This is a genomic window from Wolbachia endosymbiont of Madathamugadia hiepei (assembly GCF_013366855.1).
Classification (GTDB): domain Bacteria; phylum Pseudomonadota; class Alphaproteobacteria; order Rickettsiales; family Anaplasmataceae; genus Wolbachia.
Window position 1 is genome coordinate 1 of record NZ_WQMP01000176.1, and the last position, 1,693, is coordinate 1,693.

The window sequence follows — 1,693 nt, forward strand, 5'->3', positions numbered from 1 at the left end:
CTGCTTTTAAACCGCAACTGATCTAATTTTAAACGTTAAGAAATTTACTAAACAGACAAAAGGCAAAAGAAACCCCGCTAGCTAGTTATTCACTATCTATCTTTTAAATTGGCGTTTTTTATTGTCTTAAATGCTTTAACAAGCTCATTTTAGCTTATATTAGGTAAAAACTTTGAAAGTTTATAAAGACATGAGGTCACATAGTGCGAAAAATTAAACATGAGACGCCAAGTACATTGAGTTTTTTGTCGTTTAATCTGCACAGACTGAAGATAAATAATAGCTTCAGTACTATGATAAGGGTAACGGCGAAGGTTGTCAAGCGATTTTTTAGTTCTATTTCTATGAGCTACTCGGATTGCATGTGAGTAGTCTGTTGTGAGGTTTTACCCATTTAGAATAAAGTCTAGTGTCACTTCACGCCAAATGTGGTAATGCTTGGCAGGCAAGCCAGTTATTGGGCTACATTTATATGCTGCACGCATTGCACTATCTGCTATTGACCTAAAAAGTGGATTATTTTTGTAGGAGCTACTGTCTGCTACATCAGCCATAATTATTTCACCTTGATTGGATAATAATAGATTGATTTTTATACTAAAGTTTTCTTTGTAAGCTACGCTTTCAGGAATACTCCAGCATTTTGCTAGCTTTTCTCTTATAGAATTGATAATTTCTGCTACAACTAACTCGTTCTTTTTGCTCTCAACACTCTTTTCGCTTTTTATTTCATTCTCTGTTTCTCTAGGCTTTACTGCATCTTCCGGCTTTGTACCTACACTTTTTTTTCTTTTTGGAATTGGAGTGCTTTCGTCAATGTTGACTTCTTCTTCCATTTCTATGATTTGCCTCGGTTGTGCTATTTGTTTCATAATATCGGTACTCAGTTGCTCAACTACCTTTTTTTTCCTTTGTGGTGTGGGGACAAATTCCGCTGCTGACGTATCGTTTGTTTGGGCCTCTATTGAAGGTAACAAAAAAAACGAAAGACAACATAAAGACAAAAAAAGAACATAGTTAGAACAAAGAAAGCGCATGTGTTGGAACCTACTTTACTGGTTTAAAGCTAATATTGTATATAAAGTCAATATATTTTGAAGTTACTGTAGCAGATTTAAGCTTAGCCGACGTTTACTGGCGATGTGGCTTGAGAAACGTGGGTCACGAAAGCGGGTTACGCGAAAAGCTTAATATGCTTCTTCTTTGCCCAACGGAATAAACGTGTTGCTACTAGTAAGCAGATACTTAATATTGATATATAAGAAAATTTGAAAGCTAAATCTCTAATGTATATCGATAAGCATTTACCTGCGGGGAATTTGTGTAGTAACCCGATATATACAACAGTACTATCAACTACTGATGCTATAATTAAAGCAATGAAATTTGTTATATGAAAGTCAAACTTAGACTTTAATTTTTCAAAAATAATGATACTTGAAAGAAGGGATACTAAAATTGCGGTGTATGAAACTAGTATCATTGGGCTGAAATTTTGCCATTCAAGAACACAACATAACACTGTGCACGTTATTAAACTACATATAGCTTCTCTTTTGCCGTAGAACTTAACCATTGAATTTACAGCTAGAGCAGCTCCCGTAACTAGTCTCTGTGAACAAAATTTTAGAGAAGCCATATGAGAGAACCAACGAAGTTTAAAAAACCCATAAAAACCTCAGCAGTCTTGTCA

General features: G+C 35.0%; 2 protein-coding genes. Both read right to left on the bottom strand.

Annotated features, from left to right (window positions below; genetic code table 11):
* Positions 1 to 386 precede the first annotated feature (386 nt).
* Positions 387 to 1,037 (bottom strand): hypothetical protein, encoded by a 651-nt coding sequence (locus tag GO685_RS05125; protein ID WP_175937855.1) that lies wholly within the window; start codon positions 1,035 to 1,037, stop codon positions 387 to 389.
* Positions 1,038 to 1,174: 137 nt separating this feature from the next.
* Complete coding sequence (locus tag GO685_RS05130; RefSeq protein WP_246226437.1) at positions 1,175 to 1,639, bottom strand: hypothetical protein; 465 nt, start codon at positions 1,637 to 1,639, stop codon at positions 1,175 to 1,177.
* Positions 1,640 to 1,693: the final 54 nt, after the last annotated feature.

Coding starts and splice junctions, on each gene's coding strand:
- GO685_RS05125 (WP_175937855.1), bottom strand. CDS start 1,037: ATGCGCTTTCTTTGTTCTAACTATGTTCTTTTTTTGTCTTTATGTTGT.
- GO685_RS05130 (WP_246226437.1), bottom strand. CDS start 1,639: ATGGCTTCTCTAAAATTTTGTTCACAGAGACTAGTTACGGGAGCTGCT.